This is a genomic window from Bacteroides uniformis (assembly GCF_025147485.1).
Classification (GTDB): domain Bacteria; phylum Bacteroidota; class Bacteroidia; order Bacteroidales; family Bacteroidaceae; genus Bacteroides; species Bacteroides uniformis.
In genome coordinates this window covers 162,332-187,269 of record NZ_CP102263.1, presented here as the reverse complement: position 1 = coordinate 187,269, position 24,938 = coordinate 162,332, and the positions used below count along the sequence as shown (strand labels likewise).

Sequence of the window (24,938 nt, the reverse complement as noted above, 5' to 3'; positions counted from 1 at the left end):
GTTGGGATAAAAGTGTGTACCTTGGCATCGAGGCACACACTTGTTGATTGTTTATCTAATCTTTTCCCTGATTTTAGTCAGATACTTCTTCATGCCTTCTGCATCCTTATTGCTGATGATTTCCAGCAGGTTCTTCAGTTCCAGGCGGATGTTCTCCACTTGTGAGGGGGTGCGCGGATTGAAGAGAATTTCCTGGAGCAGGTAGTCGTCTTCACTCAGCAGGCCTTTGGCAATGGCCATGTGCTTTTTGAAGGTGGTGCCCGGAGCTTCCTGGTGTTTCATTACCGCTGCAAACACGAAAGTGGATACAAACGGAATGGATAAGGAGTATGCCACAGTCTCATCATGCTCGTCGAAGGTATATTCAAAGATGTTCAGCTTCATGGTCTGGTAGAGGTCCTTGAAGAAGATTTTCCCCAAGTGGTCGCCTTCGCTGATGATGATGGCATTCTCCGTATTCAGATTGTTGAGGCTGGCAAAAGTGGGACCGAACATAGGATGCGTCGACACGTAGCGGAAGCCGCTTTCATCGTAGAATTTCTTCAATCCGGTCTTTACCGAAGCGATGTCGCTGATAATGCAGTCTTTGGGCAGTACCGGCAGCACTTGGCGGAAAGCGTCCAGCGTGTATTTCACCGTAACGGCATTGATGACCAGCTCCGGCTCGAAGTCCTTGATTTCTTCCAGTGTGGTGAAGCGGTAGGTGTTGTAGACAAAACGCAGTTGGTGCGGATTGACGTCGAACACAGCCGTCTCGTGCTGGAAACTCAGGATGTCTGTGAAGAAAGAGCCCATTTTCCCGGCTCCAAGTATTAATATTCTCATGATGTTTAATGTGCCAATTACTTATTTATAATTTCCATCTGCTGTCTTACACTCTCTTCGTGTATCGCCTCAAATACCTTTTTGATGAATTCAGCATCCATGCCACACAATGCGCCTTGCGAGCCGCGTTTCTCGAGGATTTCGTTGTAGCGTCCGGTTTGCAGGATGGTCATGTCATGCTCTTTTTTGTATGTACCGATTTCACGTGCCACACGCATCCGTTTGGCCAGCTCCTGAATAAGATTGTTGTCGCATTCGTCTATCTGCTTGCGCAATTCGCTGAGGTTCTCGGTGCTTTGTGTTTCCTTGCGGATGACCAGCAGGTTGAGGATGTAATCCAGCACATCCGGGGTGACTTGCTGGGCTGCATCGCTCCAGGCACAGTCCGGGTTGCAGTGGCTCTCGATAATCAGTCCGTTGAAGCCCAAATCCATAGCTTGCTGGCAGAGTGGAGCAACCAGTTCGCGCTTTCCACCTATGTGGCTGGGGTCACAGATAATAGGAAGGTTGGGAATTCGGCGGCGCAGCTCAATGGGGATATGCCATTGGGGCAAGTTACGGTAGAGCTTTTTGTCATAGCTGCTGAATCCGCGATGGATGGCACCCAGACGTTTCAAGCCTGCATTGTTGATACGTTCCAAAGCTCCAATCCACAGCTCCAGGTCAGGATTTACCGGATTCTTCACCAGTACCGGGATATCTACGCCTTTCAGTGCATCGGCAATTTCCTGTACGGCGAAAGGATTGGCGGTGGTACGTGCACCTACCCAAAGAAGGTCAATTCCAGCCTTCAGGCATTCGTATACATGTTTGGCGGTAGCTACTTCTGTTGAAACGTACATGCCGGTTTCTTTCTTTACCTCCTTCAGCCATGCAAGGCCGTCTACGCCTACTCCTTCGAAGCCGCCCGGTTTGGTGCGCGGTTTCCAGATGCCGGCACGGAATAGCTTGAGGCCTTTGTCTGCCAATTGTTTGGCGGTGCTCATTACTTGTTCTTCGGTTTCGGCACTGCAGGGGCCGGCTATTACCATAGGGCGTTTGTCTTCAACACCAGGTAATGTGATAGGTTCTAATTCGAGTTCCATATTCTTTATTTGTTTAATAATATTCTTTAATTATGCTTTTTCTTCCTTGTGACGTTTCCTCCTTTTCAGAAGACTTTCTGAGCAAGGTCCCGGAGATTTAGTAAAACGTCGGAGAAGATTTACTAAATCGTTCCTCCCGTTTTAGTAAATCTCCGGTGGAGTTTTAGTAAACGGGATTCCGGCTTTAGGGTGTTCATCTCTTACTTGTAAGCATTTATTTCATGTCCTTGATACGCTTCAATGCTTCTGCCAGTTTATTGTCCTTACAGCAGAGGGAGATGCGGATATACCGTTTCCCGTTACTTCCGAAGATAAACCCGGGAGTAATGAACACTCTGGCTTTATGCAGCACGTGTTCAGTCAGTTCTTCCACGTCTGTACAGCTGTCGGGGATTTTGCCCCAGAGGAACATGCCTACCTGGTTTTCGTCGTAGGTGCAACCCAAGGTATGCATAATTTCTCCTGCCAACTGACGGCGGTTGCGGTAATTCGCGTTGTTGCCGTCATACCAGTCTTGCTCTGCTTCCAGGGCAGTGGCGGCTGCCAGTTGCATGGCACGGAACATACCGCTGTCGATGTTGCTTTTTACTTTCAATATCCATTGCACGAAGTCGGCATTCGAGGCAAGCATGCCGATACGCCAGCCCGGCATGTTGTGGCTTTTGCTCATGGAATTGAATTCTATGCAGCACTCTTTGGCACCCGGAATGCTGAGGATGCTGATAGGATGTTCGTTCAGGATGAAACTGTAGGGGTTGTCGTTTACGATGACGATGTCCTTGCGGCGTGCGAAGTCCACCAGTTTCCGGTACAGTTCCGGTGTTGCGTTCGCCCCGGTGGGCATATTGGGATAGTTGGTCCACATCAGTTTTACACGGCTCATGTCCATCCGTTCCAGTTCGTCGAAGTCGGGCATCCAGCCGTTTTCTTCTTTCAAGTTATAGTTCACGACCTCGGCACCCAGAATCTTGCTTAATGAAGTATAGGTGGGATAGCCGGGATTGGGAACCAATACTTGTTCACCGGGGTTGACAAAGGCCAGCGTCACGTGCAGGATGCCTTCTTTGGAGCCGATGAGCGGTTGTATCTCTGTGTTGGGATTCAATGCTACACCGTACCATTTTTGGTACCAGTCCGCAAAACCGCGGCGCAGTTCGGGGATACCTACGTAGGGCATGTAACCATGTCCGTCCGGATTGCAGGCAGCTTCGCAAAGTGTCCGGATTGTCTTTTCGGAAGGCGGCATGTCGGGGCTTCCGATTCCCAGGCTGATGACATCCATTCCTTCGGCATTCATTTGTGCCACTTCTTTCAGCTTCTTCGAGAAGTAGTATTCGCTTACGCTTGCCAGGCGGTCGGCAGGCTTTATTCTACACGTTTGATTTTCCATCTTCATATTCTCCTAATATTTTCAGCTCTTTGGTCAGCGGTGTGATGGCCGCAATGGATTGTTTATATCTCAGTACATTGTCGAAGACGACATCTACGTAAAACTGGTATTCCCATTCACGCCCGATGATGGGCAGTGATTGTATCTTGGTCAGGTTGATGCGGTAGAAAGACAAAATAGACAATACTTGGGAAAGGCTTCCTTCAGTATGGGGAAGTGTGAATACCATGCTTGCCTTGTTGACGTCCTTGCTGCGATGCCGGTTCAGTTCATCTACTTGCCAAGGGTCGGCTACGACCAGGAAACGGGTGAAGTTATGTTTGTTGGTTTCGATACCTTCCTGCAGGACCTTCATGCCATAACGCTCTGCAGCAGCTTTGGAGCAGATAGCTGCATGGCCTTTCAGATGTTCCTGTTGGATGATTTCGGCACTGCGGGCGGTATCTTCGCCTTCCACCACTTTGATTCCGGGGTGTTGTCCCAGGAATTCACGGCATTGCATCAGGGCGATAGGGTGGGAGTTGACTTCGGTAATATCATCCCAGTCTTCATCGGGCAGGCAGACAAAACTATGGGAAATACGCAGCTTGTACTCGCCGACAATCTGTGCGCCACTTTGGCGTAATAGCTCATTGTTATGCAGCAAACTACCTGCAATGGTGTTTTCTATCGCCAGCATTCCTATGGTCTGACTGTCTTTTTTGATGGCACCGAACACGTCTTCAAAGTTGGCGCAACAGATTAACTCTATTTCTTCTCCTTCGAAGTACTTGTGTGCGGCGATGTCGTGATACGAGCCTAATGTTCCTTGAATGGCTACCTTTTTCATTATTTTTATTTTCTTGGTTATGCTATAAAAAAAATCCCGCTTCCATACGATGGAGCGGGATTCTGTATATTTACTTGTTTCTCTATTCAGTCCTTAAGCATCACTGTCACTTGATACATACAAACTCCCGCTCTACTTTCTGGCTAAAGTAAAAGTAAAAAAAGAAGTAATATGCATAAGTAAATGACTTCATACTTGTATTCTCTGTTTTTGAATTACGTGACAAAAGTAATGCTTTTCTTTTATATACAAACAAAAAACAATGTTTTTTTTAGGGATAGTAGCAATTTAACTTATTTCCCTTTAACTTGTACAATGACTTGAACCGGACGATGGTCGGATGAAATGGTGTCTTCTATGACTTTCCGGTATTGTACGTCAAACCGATACCCATTCTTGGAATAGCCGTAGATGTAGTCTATACATCGGTTGGGACGGTCTGCCGGGAAAGTATAAGAGGTTGTGTCATTGAGGGTGGCAAAATGTTTTGCCAATTCCAGCTGGGGAACGCTTGCTGGTGCAGAGTTCATGTCGCCTGCCATAAAGATGGGCTTATCGACGTTTTGCAAGGCTTTTTCTATCAATGGTACGGCAAGGAGCTGGTCTTCTGGAGTGAGGGACTGGTGTGTGGCACAAAATACATAATCTTTAAATTCTGCAATAATGAGGGTACGTTTTTCTTCCCGTCCGGGCATTGGAATGATTTTGTATTTTATGGGTATCTCTCTGGAGAGGATTCCGATGCCGTAGCTTCCACCCTGAAAAGGAATGGCTGCTGCATAAGTCCCGTGCATTCCGGTCAGTTTTTCTAGTTCTCCGAGAGCATGGATTCCTTTGTTGCGCACCGTTACACTGTCAAGTTCCTGCAGGGCGACTATGTCCGGAGAAGTTTGACTGATAACATTGGCAATGCGCCGGTAATTGTACTCCTTGTCCATACCTATGCAATTATGTACGTTATAGGACAATATGTTCACTTGCTGTGCATGGGCAGGTGCGAACATCAGTACAAAAAGTACTGATAGAAATAAATTTCGTTTCATTGGCGGCAATAATTGAATTTGTCATAATCCCAGGATATTACCGGTACTTCCCCCCGGTTGGTTACCATATTGTCCGTTAAAGTTCTGTATCTCTTTAGGATTGAGTTCCAGTCCTTTCTTCATGTCTTCTGCAGAACCTTCCTTGTCGCCGTTCAGCAACTTGGCACGTCCGCGCTCATGATAGGCCTCTGCGAAATTAGGGTTCAGTTCTGTGGCTTCCGTAAAGAGCTCGATGGCTTCTGCCAGTTTGTTTTGGGTGATGTAAAGCTGTCCTAAGTAGAGGAAGGCTTGTTCGTTGAAGGGATTCAACTCCGTCACTTTCTGATAGCTGCTTTCTGCTTTTTCTTTGTCTCCCGTAGCTTCTTCTATCTTTCCGCGGAGCAAGATGGCACTTTCGTCTTCCGGGTCTTGTGCCAGAATGGTGTCTATGTCTTCCATCGCTTCCTTGTATTGCTGCATTTGGACCAGGGCTTCGGCACGGAGCAGACGTGCTTCGATGAAATCATCTTTCAGTACGATGGCTTTCGTAAGATGGGCGATGCACATGATGCCGTCCCCTTGCCCATTGTCTGCTTTGCCGAGCAGGTAATGTGCCATGGCGTTGCCCTCTTCTATTTCGATAGCCTTCTTTGCCGCTCCTGCCATGGCGGGATAGTCTTCCTGCATGTAGCATACGTTGGCAAGACTGAGGTAGGTGGAGATATGTTCCGGCTCTATTTCGGTCATGCGTTCCAGTAGTTTGTGCGCCTCGTCCAGTTCGCTGGTCTGGGTGTAGACTTGGGCGAGATATCCCATGGTCTCGAAGTCTTCCTGAATGGCAAGGGCTTCAGTGAAGCATTTGATGGCGTAGTCTGTACGGCCCATGCGTTGTGCGCGCATACCGTCATACTTGAATATCTCAAAATTCTTCTGTTCGTTTTTTTGTTTCTCATTTGCCGGACTGTCTGACTTGCCGGAGAAAAAAGATTTAAAGAATCCCATAGGTGATTAAAATTAAAGAATTAAAAATTAAAAAGGAAAAGGAGGGGCATGGCTGATAGGAGATGTTCCTCTCAGCGGCAGGACATTCTTTTCCAACGGCAAAAGTAATGAATTATTTTTTGATTTGAAGCATTCCGTTGACAGCAATTACCTTGCCTTCGTCCAACAATCCATGTAACACATCGATGAGCATGTTTTTATCGTCTGCTATCTGTTCTGCCAAAGTGGCTGGAGTTTGTCGTTTATCAGATAGGGCTTGAAGAATCTTTTCAGAAAGTTCCTTTTCCGAAAGGTGGCCGGAAGGTTTCTTGTTCTTCAAATTGATGCAAGTGTCGCACTGCCCGCAGTTATGCTCGTTCTTCTCTCCGAAGTAGTGTAGCAGCATTCGACTACGGCACACGGTATCGCTGCTCACGTAATCCAGCATGGCACTTATGCGTTTCTCATACCGCTCTTTGCGTTCCTCGTACACGGCGGGAGAGATTTGCAGGTGGCGCATTTCAACCCTCTCTCGCGTGTATATTATATATGGTGTCTTTTTGCGGGGGATGTAACTGACGATACGTAGCTTGGCTAGGTGGATGAGCTGTTCATACACTTGCCGGCGTGTGAGTCCAGTGCGTATGGCCAGTGAATCTTCATTGATGAAAGCATGGTCTGTGAAGACCCCGGTATAGGAGCGGAGAATGGTTTGGATGAGTTTGTCCATATCTTCGCCGAGCTCTCTCAGTTTATAAAGTTCGTCTCGACGGATAGTGAACAGTAGCCGGGATGCATTGTCTTGTTCGTCTGTATATTCCAAGTATCCCGCTTGTGTCAGAATCTTCAAGGCACTGTCCACGGGAACGGGGAAGTACTTGAACTTTCGGCAAAAGTCTTCTATATTGAACTCGCGTACACAGCCTTGTCCATCTCCCATTGCCATCTGGTAATAGTATTGAAGATGCTCATATACTTCCTTTATATATTCTTTTTCAGGAAAGGTGTCGGGAATGCGTTTGTGCAGTGTTGCCTTATCCGACTTGGCGTAAAGGACGACCGCGTAGGCTTTTTGTCCGTCCCTTCCGGCACGTCCTGCTTCCTGGAAGTAGGCTTCTATGGAATCGGGCAGATCCATGTGGATGACAATCCGTACATCCGGTTTGTCGATACCCATACCGAATGCATTGGTGGCGACCATGACACGGCTTTCTCCTGTTTGCCAGCGTTGTTGGCGGATGTCTTTGGTGGCGTCATCCAGTCCGGCATGGTAGAAATCGGCGGTGATGTCTTCGTTGTGCAGCAGTTCGGTAATTTCCTTGGTACGGCGACGGTTGCGCACATAGATGATGGCGCTTCCGGGCATACGGCGCAGGATGTGCAACAGCTCTCCCGTCTTGTTTTCCGTTTTACGGACGATATAGGCGAGATTTTTGCGCTCGAAACTCATGCAGAACACATTTTCCTCACGGAAATGCAGACGGGCCTGGATATCTTTCACTACTTCCGGAGTGGCAGTGGCTGTCAGTGCCAGCACGGGTACACCGGGTAGCAGTGTGCGTATCTCGGCTATCTTCAGATAGGCAGGACGGAAGTCGTAGCCCCATTGCGATATGCAGTGGCTTTCGTCTACCGTAATCATACTGATTTTCATCTTCTGCAGTTTGGTGCGGAAGATTTCAGTATCGAGCCTTTCGGGGGAGATATAGAGGAACTTGAAATTGCCGAATATACAGTTCTCCAGTGTGACGATGATTTCCTGCCTGCTCATGCCTGAGTAGATGGCAAGCGCCTTGATTCCCCGCTTTTTCAGGTTTTGTACCTGGTCTTTCATGAGGGCAATCAACGGAGTGATGACCAGGCAAAGTCCTTCTTTAGCAAGTGCCGGAACTTGGAAAGTGATGGATTTTCCTCCTCCCGTGGGCATTAGTCCCAAAGTGTCCCGTCCCTCGGTAATGCTGTTGATGATATCTTCCTGGATTCCCCGGAAGGTATCGTATCCCCAGTATTGCTTCAGAAGCCTCACCCCCAATCCCTCCCCCATAGGGAGGGGAGTTTTGAAGTTACTACTGCTGCTCATGGTCTTATTGAACTTTCTTGCTACTTCTTATCGTTGAATTGATATTCTTTCCTTCTCTATGCTAATAGTAGTGATTACTAATCTTATAGCATCAACCAATTTTCATCATTTCCTTAATATAAGGAGACTATTCTTATTCCCCTCCCTGTGGGGGAGGGGTTAGGGGAGAGGCTTTCAGTTCGGCTTTATGTCTTCAATCTGCAACTGCACTTCACCCCTCTTATGGGTATTCTCTTCAATGGAATAGCAGATGTCGAAGGAACGTTTGGTCTTGATGAAGCGTACGTGGGAACTTTGCCCGAAAGCGATGCCGTTCATTACATTGTTCGATTTATTATCCACCAGTTCTAGCTTGATATGTTCCTGGTCGCGGCCTACGACTTTGCTGGTACCATAATCATAGACATTGTGCGTACAGAAAATGGGTTTGGCATTGTCCGGTCCGAATGGATTGAATTTCTTCAAGTCGCTGAAGAATTTCGGAGTGATGTCTCTGAAATCAATCTCGGCATTGATGTCGATGACGGCGCATGTCTGTTCCGGCAGGATATTTTGTGATACGAACTCTTCGAAGCGTTCGATAAAGGCCGGTACATTTTCCACCTTCATGGAAAGACCGGCGGCGTAGGTATGACCTCCGAAGTTTTCCAGAAGGTCGCGGCAGTATTCAATGGCTTTGTAGACATCGAATCCGGAGACGGAACGGGCAGAACCGGTTGCCATGTCATCCGTACGTGTCAGTACTACTGCCGGCCGGTAATAGATTTCCGTCAGCCGGGAGGCTACGATGCCGATGACGCCTTTATGCCAGTCTTCATTGTACAATACGATGGAACGTCGGTCGGCAAGTCCGTCCAGGTCAGCTACAATCTTGTTGGCCTCCTCGGTCATGGTCTTGTCCAAGTCCTTGCGTGTCTCGTTGTATTGGTTGATTTGTCCGGCTTTCTCCAGGGCAAGAGAGAAATCTTTTTCAGTAAGCAAGTCAACAGCTTCTTTCCCGTTCTGGATACGTCCGGAGGCGTTGATGCGGGGACCTATTTTGAATACAATGTCACTGACGGTGATGTCCTTGTCCGTCAGTCCGCAGACATCAATGATTGCTTTCAGGCCTACGCTGGGATTACTGTTCAACTGCTTCAAACCGTGGTAGGCGAGAATGCGGTTTTCACCCATAATGGGGACAATATCCGATGCGATACTGACGGCGCAGAGGTCCAGTAAAGGGATAAGGTGATGGAACTCGATACCGTTGTTGAGGGCAAATGCCTGCATGAACTTAAAGCCTACACCGCATCCGGACAGATGTTCATAAGGATAGGTGTTGTCTTCCCGTTTGGCATTCAGAATGGCTACAGCAGGGGGCAGTACATCATCGGGGACATGATGGTCGCAGATGATGAAATCAATGCCTTTCTCCTTGGCGTATGTGATTTCTTCGACGGCTTTGATACCGCAGTCCAATACAATAATCAAACCTACACCACTCTCTGCGGCATAGTCTACTCCTTGGATTGAAACTCCATACCCCTCATTGTAACGGTCGGGGATATAGTAGTCGATGTTCGAATAGAACTGTTGAATAAACTTGTAGACCAATGCCACAGCCGTGGTACCGTCTACGTCATAATCTCCATAAACAAGAATGCGCTCTTTCTTTCCCATTGCCTTGTTCAGGCGCTCTACGGCTATATCCATATCCTTCATCAGGAATGGGTCGTATAAGTCCGGTAGTTGGGGGCGGAAAAACTTCCGGGCATCCGCTGCCGTTGTTATTCCCCGCTCCACCAGCAATTTTCCCAATATTGGGCTAATTCCCAATTCTTGGGCCAGTTGTTGGCTTGCTTCTGCCTGTTCGGGTGTAATGGGTTGATAATTCCATTTGTGAGTCATTTTATATATTATTTTTTCTTTTTCTATCTCAAGATGTTGGGGGAGTAGAGGGGGGCAATACGTGCACTTTTCTCCAACAAGGTGTAAAGGTATGAAAAACTCTTGAAACGGAGGTGAATTCTGCGGAAAAACTTTATAAGTATATGTATTCTCCACTAAAAAACTTTATTTTTGTATCCATTAAAAAATATCGCTATGCTTGTTTTTATCTCTTGTGCAAAGACCATGGCAGCGCGCTGCTCTGTTGTCGTGCCCGAAGTCACAGTCCCGAAATTCGAAACGGAGGCTGTGCGGAATGCGTTGGAAATGTCGCAGTATTCAGTATCCGAATTGGAAAGGCTTCTTCGGGTGAATACCAAAATTGCTGCCGAGAACCGTTTGCGTTTTCATGATTTCTGTTCGGAGGAGAATCGTTCGATGCCAGCCGTTTGCGCCTACACGGGAGCTGTTTTTAAACGCATTCTTCCGAAAGATTTTTCAGCGGAGGATTTTCGTTATGCGCAAGAACATCTGCGTATCACTTCTTTTCTTTATGGGTTGCTTCGCCCGCTGGACGGTATCAAACCCTATCGTTTGGAAGGAGATGTCCGTTTGCCCGAAAAAGGTGGAATATCCATGTTTGATTATTGGAAGCCTTTGTTGACGGATTACTTCATAGAGGAAATTAAAAACTGTGGCGGTGTTCTCATTAATTTGGCAAGTGCTGAAATGAAAGATTTGTTCGACTGGAAGCGGGTGGAGCAAGAGGTGCGTGTTATTACGCCCGAGTTTCAAGTTTGGAAGGCCGGACAGCCGAAGACTGTCGTTATCTATGCCAAGATGTGTCGCGGAGAGATGACGCGTTTTATTGTCAAGAACCGTCTGGAGTGTCCTGAGGAGTTGAAATCCTTTTCTTGGGAGGGCTTCGTCTGGGATGAGATACGCAGTACGGAGAATGTATGGCATTTTTCGTTAGGTACATTTATGTAATGAAAAGGTACATTACGTTTGGCTCAGATGTTACTATATGTTGCTTTCGATGTTTGCGCAAAATGAAGAACTAAATACGCAATTTAGGATGAGGGAAAAGAATGAACCCTCTACATTTGCATGCAGTAAACTTAAAAGCAATATACTATGAAGAGAAACAGATTAAGAACAGTTGTTGTATTAGCTTTGACCATATTTCTATTGAATGCTCCGGTTTGTGCTACAGCTTCCAGATTGCAGGATACTTGTGCGGAGGCGCGGGATGAGGTTGCACTGCGGCCTGAGTGGATGAGGATTCTCCATGATACGCTTCCTATATGTAAGATTTCTATTCCTGGTTCACACGATAGCGGTAGTATCAAAGGAGGGCATATGTTGAAAACACAAGCAACAGATATTCCCGCTCAATTACGGCAAGGCATCCGTGCTTTCGATATCCGTTTGGAAAAGAAGGGTAATAAACTGGGGGTGTTTCACAGTCATGCCTTTCAGGATATATATTGGGAAGATGATGTTTTACCTGCTTTTATACACTTTCTGCAAACATATCCTTCTGAGACTTTGATTGTTTCCTTGAAAAAGGAAGGGGGAGAATTGCGGGATTATGCTTCTCTGCTGTCCGTTTCTTTAAGCAGCCCTGAGTATCAAAGTTATTTCGTGATGGACTTTCGCCCTGAACTGACGCTGAAAGATTGCCGTGGAAAGATTCTTTTCCTGCATAGGGATCATGCTATGGATAATTATCCTGGAGCAGCATGTGTAGGTTGGGAGGATGACAGTACTTGCCTGCTCACTCTTCGCAATAAAGATGGTAAGGAAGGAGTGGCTTTGCTCGAAGATGAATATCAATATGAATCGGGTGAGGAGGCCGGGAAGAAGGTAGGGGTTTGTGTCCGTAATATTGAAGGGATGTCTGCTGAGCCGGTTTCCTCACGTCGGTGGGGAATTACTTTTGTAAGTGCGACGGGGCTGCCCTTGGGAACCCCTAAAGTCTTTGCTGATAAGGTGAACAAGCCTATTGCTGACTATTTAAAACAAAAGAATAGCCGGAATTGCGGTATTGTTTTTATCGATTTTGTCAGTGAACCTGGAGGAAAAGATTTGGTGGAATATTTGATTGACAGTAATGTTTGCGCAAAATGAAGATTTATATGCGCAATTGGGAATACTGAAAAAAAAGCATTTTCTTAATTTTGCACATGTTGAACACCTTAATGTTATATACTATGAAACTGTCAATAGATTTAGGAGGAACCAATATTCGAATAGCCCAAGTGGAAAAAGGGAACTGCTTGAATAAAGTGTCGGTTCCATGTTTAGCTCAGCAAGATGCTTCTACTGTGCTAAACCAGCTTTCCCAGCTTATTCGGAATATGATGAATGAGCAGGTAGATGGTATCGGTATCGGTGTCCCTTCAATTGTTGATCCGGAGAAAGGAATTGTATATAATGTAGCAAATATATCTTCTTGGAAAGAAATACACTTGAAGGAGATTTTGGAGAACGAATTCAAGGTGGCAGTTGCCATTAATAATGATTCCAACTGTTTCACTTTGGGGGAGAGCCTATACGGCGAAGGAAAATCTTATACCAACATGGTAGGCGTTACTATTGGGACCGGAATTGGAGCTGGCGTTGTCATTGGCCGTCGTTTGTATGGTGGGCAATATATGGGAGCCGGTGAGATAGGCTCATTTCCTTATTTGGACTCTGATTTTGAACACTATTGCAGTAGTTTCTTGTTTAAACGTTATGGCACTACCGGTGCGGTAGTAGCTGAAAAAGCCCAGCAAGGAGAACAAGCTGCATTGGAGATTTGGAAAGAGTTTGGGAGGCATTTGGGTAATCTTATAAAGGCAATTCTTTTTGCCTATGCTCCCCAGGCTATTGTTTTAGGAGGCGGTATTGTATCGGCTTTTCCTTTCTTTAAAAATGCTATGGAACAAACAATGCAAAGTTTTCCCTACAAGATTATATCGGATAATGTGAGTGTGGTGGCTTCGCATCAAAAGGATTCCAGTTTATTGGGTGCTGCCGCTCTTCTTGAGTAATAATCCCTATACGGTTTGATTGAAAATAATAAATATTTTGCAGTTATATTATTTTACGCATAAATAAGGACTGTTAGAGAATTGTTCCTTTTGTAATAACTATGTAATTCTGCTTTCTGACCTTTGTGGCGGAATTATAATTTTCTATATTATAAACTTTAAATTTTGAATGCATGAAACAAGTAAATCTTAGAATCTATCGAACGATTCTGACCCTATTGTTGGGACTGTTCTTGTCGGCAGGTGCTTATGCACAGCAGATTTCTGTGAAAGGAACAGTAAAGGATCAGACTGGCGAACCTGTGATTGGTGCCAATGTGTTAGTAAAGGGGACGACTAATGGAGTGATTACGGACGTTGACGGAAACTTTAATGTTTCGGCCGATAAAAACGGCGTATTGGTAATCAGTTTTGTCGGCTATGTGACTCAGGAAGTACCAGTGGCAGAAAAACAAATGGTAATTGTGCTTAAAGAGGATACAGAACTTCTGGATGAGGTTGTTGTATTAGGGTATGGTGCGAATACACGTAAGCAGGACTTGTCTGCTTCAGTGGGTGTAGTAAGTAATACTGAAGAATTGGCTGCTCGCCCGGTAACTTCTACCGAAGGCATGCTGCAGGGACAGCTGGCAGGTGTTACCATTACGGCCGATGGTGGCGACCCAACTTCTTCTCCTAACATTGTGATTCGTGGTCAAGGCTCACAAGATGGAGACAATGTACTTTGGGTTGTGGACGGTGTTCCCGGTGCACCTATCTCATCCATGAATGATATTGAAAGTATCGTTGTTTTGAAGGATGCTGCTTCTGCTGCTATCTATGGCGCACAGTCTGGTGCAGGTGGTGTTGTGTTGGTAACTACCAAAAAAGCGAAACAAGGTGCTCCTTCGTTGACTTATGACGGCACTTTTGGTATTCGTCAGGCTACCAATTTGATAGAACCACTGAATGCGGAGCAGCAGATTGAGATGCGTAAGATATCTCATCAAAATGCAGGACTTTCGCTTCCAGTCGGTTGGGATGTTACCAAAAATCCATGGATAGGTACGACTCGTACTGATTGGATGGATGAGATTTTCCGCACTGCCTTCTACCAACGTCATAACGTAGCGTTGAATGTAGGTTCTGATAATTTTTCAAATCGTATATCTTTTGCTTACGATAATGATGAAGGTGTTTTGATTAATACTTTCAAGAAGAATCTTACATTACGTTATAATGGTAAAATGCAGCTGAACAAGTGGGTGAGCGTCAGTGAGGATTTTGTATGGCAGAACACTACCCAACGTTCCAAAGCTACGGATAACGATGCTTATACAGGACCTATCCTTTCGGCTATCTACATGCCGGCAAGTGCCACTGTCTATAATCCGTTGGACGGAAGTTATGGTGGTGTGACTACGGAAGATCCTGCCTATATTGAAAAATATGGTTCGAATTTCTCTGATATCCACGGGGATGCTGTAAATCCGGTACGTCTATTGGAAGCAGAGAATTTGTATGACAAGATAAGTGACATATGGAGCACTACCAGCTTGGAGATAGCTAATGTACTTCCTGGATTGAAGTTTACGAGTCGTTTTACTTATAATATGAAGACTAATCATTACAAGAAGTTCAATCCTATTCGTGATGAAGTAGGTAAACCGGCTTTGTCGAATAATCTTCAAGAAACTACTTACCGTAGAGATGCTTGGAAGACGGAAAATACCCTGACTTATGATAAGACATTCGGTGAACATACGGTTGGTGCCTTGTTCTCGACTACGGCAGATCATTCTGAAACGCGTGGACTGGAAGTGACGGGTAAGGATTTTGCGGATGAATCGGAATTTTTACAATACATGGCGTATGCAGGATCAGTGACAGCATCTGACTATTTGACTGGACCTGATGCCAATGTGTCGTTGATTGCCCGTTTGGCTTATTCTTATAATGACCGTTATTTTGCTACTGCATCTTGGCGTCGTGATTATGCTGGACGTTTGCCTAAGGAAAATAACTATGGTGATTTCCCTGCAGTGACCCTTGGATGGAAAATATCTAATGAAAAATTCTTTAAGAAGAGTGATTTTATCAGTTTGCTGAAATTGCGTGCTTCTTGGGGGCGTGTAGGTAATTTGAGCTCTATAGGGCTTAATTATAAGTCTGCTTTGTTGAAGAAAAGCTCGTGGACAGAACAAGCACAATATGGTCCTGAGGCAAATAATATCTGGAATACTTTGATTTACAACGGCTCTGCGTTAAATCCTGATTTGACCTGGGAAACTTCAGAACAGACTGACTTGGGCTTGGATGTTGAGATGTTTAAAAACCGTTTGTCGGTATCATTAGACTATTTTGATAAACGTACTTTCAATTTGATTCAGACACAATCAATGGGGTGGCCTTCTACTATGGGACTCGATGCCATGTTAATCAATCAAGGTGAAGTGCGTAACCGTGGCTTTGAGATTCAAGCTAATTGGAGCGATAAGATTAACAAAAACCTTTCTTATTTCGTATCGGGTAACTTCTCGTATTTAAAGAACTGGGTATCAGATATAGGTGTGAAGGATGCGGATGGCAATCCGGGTTTGTGGCCTAATGATAAAAGGTTCCGTAGCATCCCTTATATGATGCAGAGTACGGAAGGGGAACCTCTGAATTCCTTCTACTTGATTAAGACAGATGGTTTGTTCCAAAGTGATGCAGAAGTTGCCGAGTGGAATGCTAAACATGGAACATATGTGACCAATGATAATGGTGAAAAAGAGTGGGTAGGTATTCAGCCGAATGCCAAGGCTGGTGACTTGAAGTTTGTGGATCATAATGGCGATGGTAAAATTACGGATGCAGACCGTCAGTATATGGGTAGTGCGACTCCGAAGACGACTTTTGCCTTTACATTGGGAATGACGTGGAAAAAACTTTCTTTCAGTGCCATGTTCCAGGGAGTAGGTGGAGCAAAAGCTTTATATGTAGGAAAGTACATGCTGTTGAGTGATGTAGAAGGAAACTTTAACCGTTCCAGCGGGATATTGAATGCTTGGAGTCCTACAAATACCGGTTCTGATATTCCTCGTTTGTCAAAGAATGACCCGAATGGAAACTTTACGACTGCATCTGATTGGTATTTGGAGAATGCTTCTTATCTGCGTTTGAAGAATGTAACCCTTTCTTATGATTTAAGCGATGTATTCCGCAAGTGGTCTCATTTGAATGACCGTAACAGCCGTTTGTCTGTGTACTTCAGTGGTGAAAATCTTGCTACTATCACTGGATATTCTGGTATGGATCCTGAATGTGGTGGCTGGGATGCTTTGAAATATCCGGTATCTCGCGTATTATCTGTTGGTGTAAAATTGACTTACTAATAATTAATAGAGAAGAATGATTATGAAAAAAAATATATTATTTTTTGCGATGTCTGCCACATTGCTTATGAGTTCTTGCAGTGACTTCCTTGATGTGCAACCAGAGGGAGATGCTACTACAACGACTTATTTTACCAATGACCTGCAGGCTATTGATGCTGTAGATGCATTGTATGAAAGATTTCATCAGGAAGCTGTATATGGACGCGAACTGTTTTGGGAACAAGGTGCCGCGTGCGACGTTGTGTGGGGAAAGACCCGTGATTTTCCAACACTTGCTACATTGAAATATACAGGAGACGAATCCCCTTTGCGTACTATTTTTGATACTATGTACAAAGTGATGGCACGTTCCAACTGGGTAATACAAGAGTTGCTTAAGAAAGGGAAAAGCACCACTTTGAGTGATATTGAAAAGAGAAGTCTCGGTGAAGCTTACTTCACTCGTGGATGGGCTCATTTCTTGATTGCTTATCGTTACGGTCTTGATACACAAGGGGTACCTTTTGTCCGTTATGAAGATTTTGAAGGTGGCTATGACAATTCTATTCCTCCTCAGCAAGCTTCGGTCATCGATAATTATAAATTGATTATCTCGGATATGGACAAGGCAATAGAGTATTTGCCCCGTTTTGAAGAGTATGGAGATAATGATAGAGGACGCGCGCACGATGCGGCTGCAGTAGCTTTTAAAGCTAAAGTTTATGCTTATTGGGCAACTTGGGATGCTACACAATGGGGAAATGTAATCAGTATGGTCAATGAACTGGAAACTGCTTACGGACGTGATTTAGCCGGTACTTATGAAGAGTTGTTCTCTTCTGATTTCTCTAAATGGTGGAATAAAGAGTATATTTGGACTATTCCTGGAAATGGTGGCTCTCAAGGTGGCGGTTCGGAGTTTCCGGGAGTTGTCCTTGAGAACAAAGGCTGGGGACAATATAATGGCTGGGGACAGAACAAGCCGTCTTATGATATTTACGAAGAGATGTTGAAAGACGGAGCTGGTAATGACCGTTTGGTTCGTACGGTTTTAGAGTATGGTCAGGAATTTCAATTCTTGGGTGAATCCCGTGCTTTTTATTCAAGCTCGGATATTGAATCCGGTTTTATGATTAATAAATACATGGATCCCTTTAAGTATGAAGATGCAGCCAATAAGGGGTATATCAATACAAACGGAGACTGGCCGACGGTACGTATTAATTTTCCGGTTATCCGTTTTGCAGAAATGTTACTTTTCCGTGCGGAAGCTTATTTGATGACTAATAAAGCGGACTTGGCTACGGCTGATTTGAATCGCATTCGTAAACGTGCCAATGTTGCATTATTGACGGGCACTGCTACTATGGCTGACCTATATCATGAACGCCGTTGTGAATTGGCATTTGAGTTTACAGACCATTTATATGATTTGAAACGCTGGTATCGCTCAGGCAATACTGAAATAAAGGCTTTGGCTGCTGCCGAATTGAATGCCCGTCCGCGCGTACGTCATTATGCCAACCGCCAGGACCCTGCTTCCACATTCGTTGTAGGTGAGTATGAGGATTATACGGATAAGATTGCTTATCAGGATTACATGATCGTATTCCCTTATCCTTCGGTTCAGATTACCAAATCTGATGGTAAATTAAAACAGAATCCTCATTATGATTGATATTTTCTCTGAAAGAGATAAAATATAAAAAAAGACCTCATTGCCATTGGTCTAATCTGCAGGGGTTGGTATTTTCGGGTATTGATCCTTGCAGATATTTCTTCTTTTTCTTTCATTTGCAAAGGCTATTCATAAAATCATTTTAATATACGGAGAGACGGCATTCCCGACAGTCTGCAGCGCTCTTCAAATATACAGTCTGATGAAATTAAAAACTCTTATATGTGCAACTACTGCCTTTTGGGCTTGCTGCTCTTGTACATCCGGTGAACTATCTCCCGTAGACTATGTAGACCCTTTTATAGGTACCGGCTTTCATGGGCATACTTATCCGGGGGCAACCGTTCCGTTCGGGGCGGTACAGTTAAGTCCTGACACGCGTGCCGGAAACTGGGATGCTTGTTCGGGGTATCATTATAATGATACGACTCTAAAAGGTTTTTCACACACACATTTAAGTGGGACCGGATGCATTGATCTTGGGGATATACTGTTTCGTCCTACTACGCTGAAACCGGATTTGACTACGGAAAGCATTTACCAGCCAGCGGCTTTTTCCCATAAAGACGAAGATGCTTCTGCCGGATATTATTCGGTTGTTCTGAAAGAAGAAGGAATAAAAGCTGAATTGACGGTAACGGCACACGCCGGTATGCACCGCTATACGTTTTCTTCCGGCAAAGAAGCATCTATTATTATAGATTTGACTCATTTGCTTGATAACGAATATATTTATGAGGCTGAACTTGAACAGACTGCCGCCAACGAAATAACAGGTATGCGCAGAACCAGGGGATGGACGGACAATCAGTACGTTTATTTTGTAGCCCAGTTCTCGAAACCTTTTCAGGCCATAGACTTTATACAGAATAAAAAGATGGTTTCTGCAGGAGTTAAGTTGAACGGTACCGATTTGCAGGCTTGCTTGTCCTTCGATAATAGTAATGGAGAGCCGGTTATAGCCAAAGTTGGATTATCCATTGTCAGTGAAAAGAATGCACGTGAGAATTTGGAAACCGAGGTGATAGGTTTCGATTTTGATGCCGTGCGTAGTGCTGCCCGTTCCGCTTGGGAACAAGCTCTCTCTGCTATTACGGTAAAAGGCGGCAATACGGACGACTTGAAGAATTTCTATACAGCCATGTATCATTCTATGGTTGTACCCAATGTCGTGAGTGATGTCAATGGTGAGTACCGCCGTCATAATATGGAAATTGGGCAATTGCCAAAAGGCAAAGTGCAATATTCTACATTTTCGCTTTGGGATACTTTCCGTGCATGGAATCCGTTGATGACTTTGATTGATACAACTTTGGTCAATAATATGATAAATTCCTTTCTGGACATTTACGAATCTTCGGGTGAACTTCCTATCTGGCCGCTTTCTGCCGGAGAGACGGGAACTATGATTGGTTATCATGCAGTGTCCGTTATAGCAGATGCTTATATGAAGGGTATTAGAGGATTTGACGCGGAAAAGGCGTTGGAAGCTATGGTAGTTTCTTCTGAAAAGAACAAAAAGGGAGCTGATTACTATATTCAGAATGGCTTTATTCCTTCTAATATAAAGAAAGAGTCCATCTCTTGTTTGCTGGAGTTTGCCTATGATGACTGGTGTATTGCACGTATGGCTCAGGAAATGGGTAAGGATGATATTTATCAAAAGTATATTCAACGTTCCCAGAACTATATCAATGTTTTTGATGGTAATACAAAATTCTTCCGCCCCAAGCGGATGGATGGGAACTGGGAAACTCCCTTCAATCCTATTGAGATAGGTCGTGCCTATACGGAAGCCACAGCCTGGCAGTATCGTTTCTTTGTACCTCACGATGTAAGCGGTATGGCACAACTGTTTGGTGGTAAGAAAGAGTTTATTACCGCACTCGATTCTATCTTTACAGTAGAGTCGGATGTACATGGCGATTTAGTGGATATTACCGGACTGATAGGTCAATATGTTCATGGCAATGAGCCGAGCCATCATATCGCCTATCTGTACGATTACGTCGGACAGCCTTGGAAGACGCAGGAAATGACACGCCGTCTGCTCCATGAAATGTACGCTCCTACGCCTGAAGGAATCATTGGTAATGAAGATTGTGGACAGATGTCCGGTTGGTATATATTATCCAGCTTGGGTATTTATTCAGTTTGTCCGGGAAGCAATGAATTTGCACTGACTACTCCTCTATTTGAGAAAGCGGTTGTCAACCTGGCAAATAGAAAGACTTTGACCATCCTTGCCAACAATCCGAAGAAGAATGTCTATATCACAAAAGTAGAATTGAACGGACAACCGATAGATGTAAATTTTATTACTTATGCACAGTTGATGGAAGGTGGAGAACTTCGTTTTACTTTGTCCGATAAGCCGAATATGGAGAGAGGTGTTTCCTCTGAAGCATCCCCTTATTCCTATACTAAAGATGAAGTCGTTTCCATTCCCTATGTGGATAAGGATTTGAACTTGTTTATGGATAAGGTAACGGTTGCATTGGCCACAACAACCAAGGATGCCGAAATCAGATATACATTGGATGGCAGCGAGCCCACAGAGCAGTCGGCATTGTACGAGCAGCCTTTTGAACTGGACAAGACCACTTTAATAAAAGCCAAAGGATTCAAGGAAGGTCTCCGCTCAAGCAGAACATTATCCATATCGGCAACGAAAGCTGAATTAAAGGCTGCTCTTTCTGTAAATCCTACTCAGAATGGTACATCTTATAAGTACTTTGAAGGCACTTACCAGAAAGTGGCTGATGTAGAAAAGTCACCGTTGCTGGAGTCTGGTGTCATGCCCGAACCTTCTATTAAGGGTGCTAAGCAGGAGGATCATTTCGGTTATATCTTTTCTGGATTGATAAATGTTCCCGAAGATGGGGTCTATACTTTCCAGACCCGTTCGGACGATGGCAGTGTCTTGTACATTCACGATGAGCAGGTAGTCAATAATGATGCTTCCCATGCTGCAATTCCTGCTACCGGAATGGTCGCGCTGAAGAAAGGTTTTCATCCTTACAAGCTCTATTACTTTGAAGATTATGAAGGTGAGTATTTGAGCTGGGCTTGGAAACTGCCTTCTGCCGAGAAGTTGGCACCCATCCCTGCATCGGCTTTATTTGTGAAATAATAGTTTAATATATATGCTATGAGAAAGTTATTTTTGTTATTTTTACCTTTGTTCGCTGCATCATGCGGACAGGTGAAGCAGCAGGCGCCTGCACCAGAGCCCGTTAATGTCATGAGTTTCAATATTCGCTATGACAATCCGGAAGATAGCTTGGACAACTGGCAATACCGTAAAGACCGCGCGGCAAATGCCATCCGTTTTTATGATGTGGATATATTGGGTACGCAAGAAGTACTTCATAATCAGTTGGAAGACCTTAAACAACGATTGCCGGAATACGGAGTCATCGGTGTAGGTCGTGAAGATGGAAAGGAAAAGGGTGAATATAGTGCACTCTGGTATAAGAAAGATCGTTTCAACTTGCTGGATTCTGGCTATTTCTGGTTGAGCGAGACTCCTGAAGTTGCCGGTTCCAAGGGCTGGGATGGAGCTTGTGAGCGTATCGCTTCATGGGCAAAACTGCAAGATAAAGTAAGTGGCAAGGAGTTCTTCGCATTGAATACCCACTTGGATCATGTAGGTGTTGCTGCACGTCGTGAAGGTATAAGCCTTATGCTGGATAAAGTAAATGAGTTGAGTGGTAACTTACCCGTAGTAGTAACGGGCGACTTTAATGCTAGTCCGGAATCGGATGTCATCAAACACGTGACTGACCCTTCCAATCCGGAACACTTGACAGATGCACGCCAGGCATCGGCAATTGTTTATGGTCCGGCATGGAGTTTCCATGATTTCGGAAAGATTCCTTACGATAAACGTCCGCTGATTGATTACGTTTTTGTACGTAATGGACTGAAAGTTTTGAGGTATGGTGTATTGGCTGAAACAGAGAATAATGCTTTCCTCTCCGACCATGCCCCTATTTTAGTAACGGTTGAATAATAAAACAATAATTATGACTAAGATATTAAGAATATGTATCGTTATGCTCTTGGCAGTCTTGCTACTGCCGGTAGAGTTATCGGCACAAAGCCGCCGTGATAAAGAACAGACCTATGTTTTGGACCAACCTTATGAGGTGACAAAGATTACCCCTCCCCAGGGCAAGAAGATAAAGAATGTCATCTTGATGATTGGTGATGGCATGAGTCTTATGCACGTATATTCTGCCTGGACAGCCAATCGAGGCAAGTTGTTTTTGGATAACTGCCAGGTAGTGGGTTTGTCTAAAACCTATTGTGCCAACAAGCTGATTACAGACTCGGGAGCGGGTGGAACAGCCATAGCTACGGGGCAGAAGACAAACTATCATTCTGTGGGTGTAGATACCGAAGGACGTCCTTTGAAATCATTGGTAGACCTGGCTGCTGCTAAAGGTAAATCGACCGGTATAGCGGTGACTTGCCGTCTGTGGGATGCCACTCCTGCTGATTTTTGTTGCCATAACAAGGATAGGGATGCGGAAGCTGAAATCGTAGCAGATTACGTTAATTGCAGTGCCGATTATGTATTCGGTGGAGGTGCCAAGCTTTTCGAAAACCGTGAAGATGGACGTGACTTGTTTAAGGAACTACGCGATAAAGGATTTCAGACTCCTCGCAGTTGGGATGAATTGGCTGGCATAAAGAGTGGTAAGGTATTTGCCGTACCTTATCCCGTCGATACTCCTCTTCCTGCTGAACGTGGCGACCTTTTGGCACGTGCTTCATTGAAAGGTATCGAATTGCTGGACCAAAATAAAAACGGTTTCTTTATGATGATAGAAGGTTCGCAGCTGGATGACTACGGACACTTCAATGACATTGATTTGCTGATGCAGGAAACACATGACTTTGACCGTACTATCGGTGCCATTTATGAATGGGCTGCCAAGGATGGAGAAACATTGGTAGTAGTTACTGCAGACCATGAGACTGGTGGACTTACGTTGATTGATGGAGATTTGGCAGAAGGCAGAATCGTATGTAAGTTCTCTACCGGTGGTCATAGCGGTGTAATGGTACCAGTGTATGCTTTTGGTCCCGGTGCAGAGGAGTTTACAGGGATTTTTGAAAATACTGCTATCTTTGACAAGATAAAAAAACTGCTCAATTTGTAATTTAAAAAATAACTATTTCCTATGTTGAAACACATTTTATTGGTAAGCTTGCTTTCTTTTTCCACTCTCCCTTTGCTGAAAGCTCAGAGCTGTGGCAATGATGAAAAGTATCATTTGCCTTATAAAAATACATATGTAAAGGAACCGCTGGTCACTGAAAATGAGTATCGTGTGGCAAAACCTGAGACGATTGTGCCGAAAAGCTTCGAAGAAGCTCGGCAGATTCTTCCCAATCCCATTTGGGGTGGACATGACAAGGAACTTGAAATGTATTGGAAGGCATGGGAAATAGCTATCGGCAATATTCGTGCTCCTCAAGCAGGCTCGGGTTTTGTCTCAAGCTATTTGGATACAGCTTATAATGGTAATATCTTTATGTGGGATTCCTCTTTCATTCTGATGTTTGCCCGCTATGGTACCCGTTTCTTTCCTTTCCAGAATACGCTGAACAACTTTTACGCCAAGCAGCATCCCGACGGTTTCATTTGCCGTGAAATAAAGGCGGATGGTGCCGATTGCTTTGAACGCTATGATCCGGTGAGTACCGGACCGAATTTGATGCCTTGGTGTGAGATGGTCTATTTCCATCAGTTTGGTGATACGGAACGCCTGCACAAGATATTTCCGGTACTTTGTGCTTATTATAAGTGGTTGAAATTGAACCATACTTGGAGAAATGGAACCTACTGGTCAAGCGGATGGGGGACCGGCATGGATAATATGCCCCGTGTTCCGTCGGAATACAGCCCTATCTACAGTCACGGGCATATGATTTGGTTAGATACAAACCTACAGCAATTATTTACTGCCAATTTACTACTTGAGATGGGCTTTTATCTGGAACGTTGGCAAGAGATAGAAGAGTTTGAAGACGAAGCCAAAATGCTGGGAAAATATATCCATGACAATCTTTGGGATGAAAAGACCGGTTTCCTTTATGACCAGTATGCTGACGGTACGCTCTGTACAACTAAGGGAATAGGTGCCTATTGGGCTCTGTTTACTGATGTATTGGATTCTGTACAGTTGGACCGTATGGTGAAGGAATTGGATAATCCTGCCACATTCAACCGGAAACACCGTATTCCTTCTTTGTCTGCCGATAATCCCAAGTACAAGGAGAATGGCCGTTATTGGCAGGGTGGCGTATGGCCGGGAACTAATTACATGGTGATGCAGGGCCTTGTGCAGAAAGGTTATGGTAAACTGGCACGGGAGATTTGTTTGAATCATTATGCCCAGGTGTTTGAGGTCTATAAGAAGACTGGAACTTTTTGGGAATATTATGCTCCGGAAAGTGCTGAGCCGGGATTTATGGCAAGGGATAATTTTGTGGGTTGGGCAGGACTTCCTCCTATTGCTGAATTGATAGAATTTATTATCGGTATTCGGGGAGATTATGCCAAAAAGCAGATTATCTGGGATATGAATTTGACGGAGATTAACGGCATAGAACGCTATCCTTTTGGTCCCGAAGGGCTTATCTCCTTAAAAGCTGAAGCACGCCGTTCTGCAAGTGATGAACCCCGTATCACAGTAGATTCTAATATTGATTTTGAACTGTGTGTACTCTATGGTGGAAAAGAGAAAAAGATAAATGTGACATCCGGTAAGCATACCTATTAAAGA

General features: G+C 44.6%; 17 protein-coding genes. 9 read left to right on the top strand and 8 right to left on the bottom strand.

From position 1 onward, the window contains the following. Nucleotides 1-51: 51 nt before the first annotated feature. The 8 genes from NQ510_RS00750 to recJ form a co-directional block, all read right to left on the bottom strand. Nucleotides 52-825 carry a prephenate dehydrogenase gene (locus NQ510_RS00750; RefSeq protein ID WP_005829995.1) on the bottom strand — a complete coding sequence of 258 codons (774 nt, stop codon included), beginning with the start codon at nucleotides 823-825 and terminating at the stop codon, nucleotides 52-54. 17 nt (nucleotides 826-842) lie between these two features. Continuing rightward, complete coding sequence (locus NQ510_RS00745) at nucleotides 843-1,910, bottom strand: bifunctional 3-deoxy-7-phosphoheptulonate synthase/chorismate mutase type II (protein WP_005829998.1); 1,068 nt, start codon at nucleotides 1,908-1,910, stop codon at nucleotides 843-845. A gap of 214 nt (nucleotides 1,911-2,124) precedes the next feature. Beyond that, on the bottom strand, nucleotides 2,125-3,306 hold the full coding sequence (locus tag NQ510_RS00740; RefSeq protein WP_005830000.1) for a pyridoxal phosphate-dependent aminotransferase: 1,182 nt from the start codon (nucleotides 3,304-3,306) through the stop codon (nucleotides 2,125-2,127). Then, nucleotides 3,281-4,129, bottom strand: a complete 849-nt coding sequence (locus tag NQ510_RS00735) for a prephenate dehydratase (protein ID WP_005830004.1) — start codon at nucleotides 4,127-4,129, stop codon at nucleotides 3,281-3,283. Before NQ510_RS00735 ends, NQ510_RS00740 begins: the two co-directional genes overlap by 26 nt. Nucleotides 4,130-4,422: 293 nt before the next feature. Then, a complete protein-coding gene (locus tag NQ510_RS00730; RefSeq protein WP_005830009.1) occupies nucleotides 4,423-5,172 on the bottom strand; it encodes an endonuclease/exonuclease/phosphatase family protein in 750 nt (249 codons plus the stop codon). A gap of 21 nt (nucleotides 5,173-5,193) precedes the next feature. Beyond that, a complete protein-coding gene (locus NQ510_RS00725) occupies nucleotides 5,194-6,153 on the bottom strand; it encodes a tetratricopeptide repeat protein (protein ID WP_005830011.1) in 960 nt (319 codons plus the stop codon). Between the two features lie 112 nt (nucleotides 6,154-6,265). After that, the gene (locus tag NQ510_RS00720) at nucleotides 6,266-8,176 is read right to left on the bottom strand and encodes a RecQ family ATP-dependent DNA helicase (RefSeq protein WP_005830014.1); all 1,911 of its coding nucleotides are present in this window, start codon (nucleotides 8,174-8,176) and stop codon (nucleotides 6,266-6,268) included. A gap of 210 nt (nucleotides 8,177-8,386) precedes the next feature. Then, nucleotides 8,387-10,102 (bottom strand): single-stranded-DNA-specific exonuclease RecJ, encoded by a 1,716-nt coding sequence (recJ, locus tag NQ510_RS00715; protein ID WP_005833333.1) that lies wholly within the window; start codon nucleotides 10,100-10,102, stop codon nucleotides 8,387-8,389. 195 nt (nucleotides 10,103-10,297) lie between these two features. On the opposite strand from recJ, the gene yaaA reads away from it, so the two are divergent. The 9 genes from yaaA (at nucleotide 10,298) to NQ510_RS00670 (ending at nucleotide 24,935) form a co-directional block, all read left to right on the top strand. Continuing rightward, a complete protein-coding gene (gene yaaA / locus NQ510_RS00710; RefSeq protein ID WP_005830017.1) occupies nucleotides 10,298-11,071 on the top strand; it encodes a peroxide stress protein YaaA in 774 nt (257 codons plus the stop codon). Nucleotides 11,072-11,218: 147 nt separating this feature from the next. Continuing rightward, nucleotides 11,219-12,214: a phosphatidylinositol-specific phospholipase C gene (locus NQ510_RS00705; RefSeq protein ID WP_005830019.1), complete on the top strand. Its 996-nt coding sequence runs from the start codon at nucleotides 11,219-11,221 to the stop codon at nucleotides 12,212-12,214. Between the two features lie 83 nt (nucleotides 12,215-12,297). Further along, nucleotides 12,298-13,122 carry an ROK family protein gene (locus tag NQ510_RS00700; protein WP_005833328.1) on the top strand — a complete coding sequence of 275 codons (825 nt, stop codon included), beginning with the start codon at nucleotides 12,298-12,300 and terminating at the stop codon, nucleotides 13,120-13,122. Nucleotides 13,123-13,295: 173 nt separating this feature from the next. Next, nucleotides 13,296-16,478 carry a SusC/RagA family TonB-linked outer membrane protein gene (locus NQ510_RS00695; protein ID WP_005830023.1) on the top strand — a complete coding sequence of 1,061 codons (3,183 nt, stop codon included), beginning with the start codon at nucleotides 13,296-13,298 and terminating at the stop codon, nucleotides 16,476-16,478. 22 nt (nucleotides 16,479-16,500) lie between these two features. Next, entirely contained in the window at nucleotides 16,501-18,138 is a 1,638-nt protein-coding gene (locus NQ510_RS00690; protein ID WP_005833325.1) for a RagB/SusD family nutrient uptake outer membrane protein, read from the top strand. Nucleotides 18,139-18,340: 202 nt separating this feature from the next. Continuing rightward, nucleotides 18,341-21,271, top strand: a complete 2,931-nt coding sequence (locus tag NQ510_RS00685) for a GH92 family glycosyl hydrolase (RefSeq protein ID WP_008664181.1) — start codon at nucleotides 18,341-18,343, stop codon at nucleotides 21,269-21,271. Nucleotides 21,272-21,289: 18 nt separating this feature from the next. Beyond that, on the top strand, nucleotides 21,290-22,153 hold the full coding sequence (locus tag NQ510_RS00680; RefSeq protein ID WP_005830032.1) for an endonuclease/exonuclease/phosphatase family protein: 864 nt from the start codon (nucleotides 21,290-21,292) through the stop codon (nucleotides 22,151-22,153). 13 nt (nucleotides 22,154-22,166) lie between these two features. Beyond that, complete coding sequence (locus tag NQ510_RS00675; RefSeq protein ID WP_005830034.1) at nucleotides 22,167-23,309, top strand: alkaline phosphatase; 1,143 nt, start codon at nucleotides 22,167-22,169, stop codon at nucleotides 23,307-23,309. Between the two features lie 21 nt (nucleotides 23,310-23,330). Further along, nucleotides 23,331-24,935, top strand: coding sequence for an MGH1-like glycoside hydrolase domain-containing protein (locus NQ510_RS00670; protein WP_005830037.1), 1,605 nt, complete (start codon nucleotides 23,331-23,333; stop codon nucleotides 24,933-24,935). Nucleotides 24,936-24,938 lie beyond the last annotated feature (3 nt).